Source organism: Pseudomonas sp. 22189 (assembly GCF_052045635.1).
GTDB lineage: Bacteria > Pseudomonadota > Gammaproteobacteria > Pseudomonadales > Pseudomonadaceae > Aquipseudomonas > Aquipseudomonas parakoreensis.
On sequence record NZ_JBQEPG010000020.1, the window covers coordinates 107,160 to 114,194 of the forward strand.

A 7,035-nucleotide genomic window follows, 5' to 3' on the forward strand; every position below is an offset into this window, starting at 1 on the left:
ATCTTTTGATCCTCAACAAAAAGGCCCCGGCGTTTGCATTCCGGGGCCTTTTGCATGTCAGCGAAGGCTTAAGCTGCTTTCGCCTCAGGCTGGCTCAGCGAGCGGTTCAGGGCACTGAACAGCGCCTTGAAGCTGGCGGTGGTGATGTTTTCATCAATGCCCACACCGTGCACCGCACGTTCACCGTTCACGCGCAGCTCGATGTAAGCCGCTGCCTTGGCGTTGGTGCCTGCGCCGATGGCGTGTTCGTTGTAGTCCATGATCTCCACCGGGACCGGCAGGCCGGCCACCAGGGCTTCCAGCGCACCGTTGCCCTTGCCGCGCCAGTGCAGGTTGGTTTCGCCCTGACCCTTGCTCGCCACTTCCACTTCAACGGCACTGTTGCCGTTTTCTTCCTGCAGGCGGTGGCTGACCAGCGCGTAAGGCGTGTTGGCTTGCAGGTATTCGCTGATCAACAGCGAGTGGATCTGCTTGGCGGTCATCTCCAGGCCGAGGCGGTCGGTTTCACGCTGCACCACCTGGCTGAACTCGATCTGCATGCGACGTGGCAGGCTGATGCCGTATTCCTGCTCCAGCAAGTAGGCGATGCCGCCCTTGCCCGACTGACTGTTGACGCGGATCACCGCCTCGTAGCTGCGGCCAATGTCGGCCGGGTCGATCGGCAGGTACGGCACTTCCCACAGGGTATCCGGTTTCTGCTGGGCGAAGCCCTTGCGGATCGCGTCCTGGTGCGAGCCGGAGAATGCGGTGTGAACCAGGTCGCCGACGTACGGGTGACGCGGGTGCACCTGAATCTGGTTGCACTCTTCGACGACTTTGCGCACGCCGTCGATGTCGGAGAAGTCCAGCTCAGGGTCAACGCCCTGGGTGTACATGTTCAGTGCGACAGTAACGAGGTCGACGTTACCGGTGCGCTCGCCGTTGCCGAACAGGCAGCCTTCGACGCGATCCGCGCCGGCCATCAGGCCCAGCTCGGTGGCGGCGACGCCGGTGCCACGGTCGTTGTGGGTGTGCAGGCTGATGATCACGCTGTCACGACGGTTGATGTTGCGGCCGAACCATTCGATCTGGTCGGCATAGACGTTCGGCGTCGCGCATTCAACAGTGGCTGGCAGGTTGAGGATCATCTTGTGCTCAGGCGTCGGGTTCCAGACCTCGATCACCGCGTCACAGACTTCCTTGGCAAACTCCAGTTCGGTGGCGCTGAAGGTTTCCGGCGAGTATTCGAACGTCCACTCGGTGTCCGGCTGCATCGCCGCGTATTTGACGAACAGCTTGGCGGCGTTCACTGCGATGGCCTTGATGCCGTCCTTGTCCTGGTTGAAGACGATGCGACGGAAAGACGGCGAGGTGGCGTTGTACAGGTGAACGATGGCTTTCTTCGCCCCGCGCAGGGATTCGAAGGTGCGCTCGATCAAGTCTTCACGGCCCTGGGTCAGCACCTGAATGGTGGTGTCGTCCGGGATGTGGCCTTCTTCGATCAAGGTACGCACGAAGTCGAAGTCGGTCTGCGAAGCGGCCGGGAACGAGGCTTCGATTTCCTTCACGCCGACCTGCACGAGGGTTTTCCAGAAGCGCAGCTTCTTCACCGCGTCCATCGGCTCGATCAGCGACTGGTTGCCGTCACGCAGGTCGGAGCTGCACCAGATCGGCGCGGCGTCGATGGTTTTCGACGGCCAGGTGCGATCCGGCAGATTGATGACGGGGAACGCGCGGTATTTCGAAGACGGGTCTTTGAGCATGCTCATCGGGAAATTCCTTATTGTCTGGGCCGAAAAGAGGCGGCCTGCCGGTGGAACGAATGTTCGGGAAAACGCTTGGGACGAGGCGCAGCGATTCAGCCCGGCAGTCGTGCGCTGACGAGGCACAGACTGCGGTGCTGGCGAAGCTGAATAAGGGTGTGAGAGGTTTTCATGCCTTCAACCCTAACCGCGAGGGGAGAGGATGGCAAGCAGTCGAAAAAAATTGAGAGGAATACTCGAAATACTGGATTTTGCAGAATTTTATTGCGTGTAATTCGGTGGTTCTTGTTGATGTTTGCGTAAGGTCAGATTGGGGCGCAATTGATGTTGGGCGGGTGTCAGTAGTATTTTCGGATTGGATAGACCGCATTCGCGGGCAAGCCCGCTCCCACAGTGTCCGTGTCGTACACGAATATTATGTACACCCGAGAAACCTGTGGGAGCGGGCTTGCCCGCGAAGAGGCCATTGGCCTCAATACATAATTCAGGGCTGGAATGCACCAATGAAAATCGCCGGATCCACCCGCGCATCGTTCAGGCTGATGTTCCAGTGCATGTGCGGCCCGGTCGCCCGCCCGGTCGAGCCGACCTTGCCAACCACTGCACCACGGGCCAGTTGATCGCCGACCTTCACATCGATTTTCGACATGTGGCAGAACATGCTGATAAAGCCCTGCCCGTGATCGACAAATACTGTGTTGCCGTTGAAGAAGTAGTTGCCGGTGAGGATCACTTTGCCCGCCGCCGGGGTCTTGATCGGCGTGCCTGCCGGCACCGCGAAGTCGAGGCCCGCATGCGGGTTGCGTTCTTCGCCATTGAAGAAGCGGCGCACGCCGAACTTGCTCGACAGCGGCCCGTTGACCGGTTTGTCCAGCAACAGGTTGCTCGGGGTGTTCGGGCTGAAACTGCGGTAAGCCTTGATCTGCTCGGCCAGCTCACCCTCGATGCGCTTGAGGTTGGCCGGATTCGGATTGACCTGCTGAGTGTTCTTCAGGGTGATGTGCTGTTCCGGGTATTTCTTGTTGCCGACGGTGAACGGCAGATTGCGCCCGCCACTGCTGATCTGCTGGCTGCCGGGTTTGACCGTCAGCGGCACGCCGACAATCGCCAGCCAGTTGTTCTGTTCTTTCACCACCAGCACCGGTTTGCCTTGATAGGTGGCTTTCGGTGCCTGCGCGGCGCTGCCCAGATCAACCACCGCCACGCCGCCCGGCACCGGTTTGTTCAGCAGGCGGGTGATGTAGCTGTCAGCGTGGGCGTTGAAGGTGGTCAGGCACAGCAGCAATAACGGAGCGAAAAAGCGCGGCATGGATCAGTCCAGTAAAGAGAGGGTGACAGGCGTCAGGTGATTGTCCTCGACGCGCACTTGCAGTTCGCCTTCGCCCAGTCTGGCTTTCAGACGCTGGCCGGTGTGGGTTTGCGCGGCGTTGCGAATCGCGTGGCCGCGTTCATCCAGCAGAATGCTGTAGCCACGGCCCAGAGTCGCCAGCGGACTGACCACATGCAGCGTCTGCATCTGACTGTGCAGTTGCAGGCGACGGCTTTTCAGGCCTTCGCGCATGGCTCGCGGCAGGCGTTCGGCGAGGCTGTCGAGGCGCTGGCGCAGCATTGCCAGTTGGCGTCCCGGGTGTTGCCCGGCGAGGCGGGTTTCCAGACGGATCAGGCGTTCGCGGCGAGTATTGAGCTGGCGCTCGAAGGCGCGGCGCATGCGCATGTCCAGGTCATCCAGACGTTGCGCTTGCTGACGCAGACGTTCGCCGGGATGACGCAAGCGACGGGCCATGCCTTCAAGGCGCAGGCGATCGCGCATCAAACGGTCGCGCATGCGCATCACCAGACGCCGGTGCAGGCTTTCCACCTGACGGATCAGGTGACTCGAATCCGGGGCGAGCAATTCGGCGGCAGCGGAGGGCGTTGGAGCGCGCACGTCGGCCACGAAGTCACTGATCGACACGTCGGTTTCATGCCCGACGGCGCTGACAATCGGCGTCACGCAGGCATCGACCGCGCGCGCCACAGCTTCTTCGTTGAAACACCAGAGGTCTTCCAGCGAGCCACCGCCACGGGCGAGGATCAGCGCGTCGAAACCCCGGGCATCAGCCATTTTCAGCGCGCGGACGATTTGTGCAGTGGCTTCGCGGCCCTGCACGGCGGTGGGGATCAGCGTCAGTTGCACCTGCGGCGCCCGGCGGCGGAACACGCTGATGATGTCGCGAATCACCGCGCCGGTTGGCGAGCTGATGATGCCGATGCGTTGCGGATGCGCCGGCAGCGGCACTTTGCGTTCGGCACTGAACAGGCCTTCGGCGCTGAGCTTTTCCTTCAGCGCATCGAAGGCCAGGCGCAGCGCGCCGTCACCGGCCGGCTCCACGGTGTCGAGAATCAGCTGATAGTCGCCACGCCCTTCGAACAGCGAGACCTTGCCGCGCACCTTCACGGCCAGACCGTCCTTCAGCGCCTGACGCACCCGCGCCGCGTTATTGCGAAACAGCGCGCAACGCACCTGCGCACCGCTGTCCTTGAGGGTGAAGTACACGTGGCCGGACGCCGGGCGGGCGAGGTTGGAGATTTCGCCTTCGACCCAGATGTTGCTGAACACGTCTTCGAGCAACACCCGCGCGCGGCCGTTGAGCTGGCTGACGGTCAGGACTTCTCGGTCAAGGCCGAGCCTTGCAAAGGGATCTTTAATCATGGGCCGCAGTTTAAAGGCATTGTCGCCGTCATTGCACGATCCCTGTAGGAGCTGCCGAAGGCTGCGATCTTTTGATCTTTTTTTGGAGGGCAAGATCGAAAGATCGCAGCCTCGTTTCACTCGTCAGCTCCTACAGGGGATTTGTGAAGGTCTGGATGAAGTGTTGGACCAGCGGCGCAGGGTTCTGGCGATAGGCGAGGGCGACGGTGCTTTGGCAATCGGGATCGCTCAGCGGCAGAAATCGTACGCCGACTGGAGCAATGTCCTGCATCGATTCGGGTAGCAGAGCGATGCCGAATCCAGCCTGGATCAACTGTAACTGCGTCGTCTTGCGTGACATCACCCGCGCCGCTTTGGGAAAAAAGCCCTGACGCATGCACAGGTCGGCACATAGATAACTGAGTCCGCCACGTTGCGGATGCGGGATCGAGATAAACGGCTCGTCTTTCAGTTGCGCCAGTTCGACAGCGGGTGAGTCAGCCAATCGATGTTCATTCGGTACCGCCAATAGCAGGCGTTCGGTGAATAAAGGCTCCATGTGAATGCCCTCACGCTGACGTAACACCGGCAAGCGCAACAAGCCAATGTCCAGACGTCCTTCAGCGAGTTCCTCAAGCTGCGCCTCGGAGGACAGCTTGCCGATGTCCAGCGACACGCCGTTCTGCTGCTCAAGATACGTGCTGATCCGACGCAATAAATGCCCGCTGATCGACACCGTGCTGGAATGACTCAGACGCAGCGTGCCCAATTGTCCGTTACCGACTTCGGTCGCCATTGCGCTGGCTTTGCTCAGCTCATTGAGCAGATTTCTCGCCCGTGGCAGAAACGCCTCGCCCGCCGCGGTGAGTCTTGGTTGACGCGCGGTGCGTTCGAACAGCGGCGTTTGCAGGCGACTTTCCATGTCCTTGATTTGCCGGCTCAGCGCCGATTGCGCGACGAACAAGCGTTCAGCCGCTGCACTGAAGCTGCCACAGTCGGCGATTTCCACGAAGTAGCGCAGTTGACGGGTTGAAAGCACCAGGTATGCCTTTTCGAGATGGGTGAGCGACTTTGATCATATTAGTCGCAAGGCTTGGCGCTGGCTAAAGTCATCTCAGGCTTATAGAGGAAGTGGATCAATGAGTGTGGTTGGGTTGTTGAGCGAATGGACATGGGGCGCAGGCGGCTGGGTGGTGATCGGTTTGGGGATCGCGCTGGCCTATATCGTGTTCGGGATTGCCGGGTTCGGTACGGCGCTGGTCGCGGGGCCGATTCTGATTCTGTTCATGCCGTTGTCGAAAATCGTGCCGCTGCTGGTGCTGCTGGATTTTGTCGCGGCGTTCGGCAATCTGCTGCCCTCGCGCCGGAGTGTGGCGAAACCCGAGTTGTTGCGGCTGCTGCCGTGCATGGCGGTGGGGTGCACGTTGGGGGTGATTTTCCTGCTCAACCTCAAATCCGACCTGTTGCTGCTGTTGATGGGGCTGTTCATCAGCACTTATGCGGTTTACAGCCTGTGGGTGAAAACCCGGCCGACGCAGTTGTCCGCCGCGTGGGCACTGCCGATGGGCACGGTCGGCGGATTGTTCGGGGCGTTGTTTGGCAGTGGTGGCTTTTTATATGCGATCTATCTCAACAGTCGCCTGCCGAAAGACGCGGCGCGGGCCACGCAAAGTGCGCTGATCAGTTGCAGCACCGTGGTGCGTTTGAGCCTGTTTGCCCTCGCCGGGGTGTATGCCGAGCTACCCTTGTTGATGCTGGCGGTTTGTCTGCTGCCGGCCATGGCGCTGGGCCTGTGGATCGGGCGGCGCTTGACCATGCGGTTGTCGCGTGAAGCGTTTGTACGATTGGTGACCTGGCTGGTGCTGGCCAGCGGGATTGCGTTGATCGGGCGCTATTTCAGTACTTGACCGGATTTCTTCAGGGATTAAGCTGCCGGCCTTTAGGGCCCCTTCGCGGGNCATTGGAATGCATATCCCTGTGGGAGCGGGCTTGCCCGCGAAGGCGTCAGAAGCCATACCGCAGGATTTTCCATGAATTCGCAAAGCATCATCGTCCCGAAAATCTCCACCCTGCCGGTTCACGAACCCCGGGCCCGGGCGATTCTGCGCTGGCTGGTACGCAAGAATATTGTCAAGGAAGAGCTGAGCACCTGCGGTCGCACCGGCAACCGCATGGCGTACGCGATTGCCGACGGCGCACGTGCGGTAGTGCTGCACCCCGAGGCATTGCCTTTTGGCGAGCCGATCAATGGTCTGGAGATCATCGTCAAACGCTGCATCTACACGCCGGCCAAAGGCTTTCTCGAGGAGGCCGGTTGCGCCGAATGCCGCCGCGAAGTCGGCGAAGCGCTGTTCGAAAGCCTCGAAGACTGGTTTCCAGGCCGCACCGACAACTTCACCTGCCCGGAGTGCGGGCATGAAGACGACATCAACGGCTTTCTGTACTTGCAGGAATGCGCGTTTTCCAACCTGGGGTTCATCTTCAACAACTGGTTGGAAGCGGGGTTCAAGCAGAGCTTTATCGATGAGTTCGCCGATTGGCTCGATCAACCTGTCAGTTGGGTAAAAGTCGAACTTTGAACGTGTAGGAGCTGCCGCAGGCTGCGATCTTTTGACGTTGTTT

Annotated in this window: 6 protein-coding genes; 2 read left to right on the forward strand and 4 right to left on the reverse strand. The window is 60.3% G+C overall.

What is annotated here, in order from left to right; translation table 11 throughout:
• Window positions 1-68: 68 nt before the first annotated feature.
• From leuA to ACTJKS_RS20750, 4 genes are all read right to left on the reverse strand, one after another.
• The gene (gene leuA, locus ACTJKS_RS20735) at window positions 69-1,748 is read right to left on the reverse strand and encodes a 2-isopropylmalate synthase (RefSeq protein WP_041071838.1); all 1,680 of its coding nucleotides are present in this window, start codon (window positions 1,746-1,748) and stop codon (window positions 69-71) included.
• Window positions 1,749-2,226: 478 nt separating this feature from the next.
• Window positions 2,227-3,051 (reverse strand): peptidoglycan DD-metalloendopeptidase family protein, encoded by an 825-nt coding sequence (locus ACTJKS_RS20740; protein ID WP_007964447.1) that lies wholly within the window; start codon window positions 3,049-3,051, stop codon window positions 2,227-2,229.
• A gap of 3 nt (window positions 3,052-3,054) precedes the next feature.
• The gene (gene xseA / locus ACTJKS_RS20745) at window positions 3,055-4,434 is read right to left on the reverse strand and encodes an exodeoxyribonuclease VII large subunit (RefSeq protein ID WP_108183714.1); all 1,380 of its coding nucleotides are present in this window, start codon (window positions 4,432-4,434) and stop codon (window positions 3,055-3,057) included.
• A gap of 130 nt (window positions 4,435-4,564) precedes the next feature.
• On the reverse strand, window positions 4,565-5,452 hold the full coding sequence (locus ACTJKS_RS20750) for a LysR family transcriptional regulator (RefSeq protein WP_108183713.1): 888 nt from the start codon (window positions 5,450-5,452) through the stop codon (window positions 4,565-4,567).
• 100 nt (window positions 5,453-5,552) lie between these two features.
• On the opposite strand from ACTJKS_RS20750, the gene ACTJKS_RS20755 reads away from it, so the two are divergent.
• Both ACTJKS_RS20755 and ACTJKS_RS20760 read left to right on the forward strand, forming a co-directional pair.
• A complete protein-coding gene (locus ACTJKS_RS20755) occupies window positions 5,553-6,320 on the forward strand; it encodes a sulfite exporter TauE/SafE family protein (RefSeq protein WP_108183712.1) in 768 nt (255 codons plus the stop codon).
• 123 nt (window positions 6,321-6,443) lie between these two features.
• Entirely contained in the window at window positions 6,444-6,992 is a 549-nt protein-coding gene (locus ACTJKS_RS20760) for a hypothetical protein (protein WP_041071848.1), read from the forward strand.
• Window positions 6,993-7,035 lie beyond the last annotated feature (43 nt).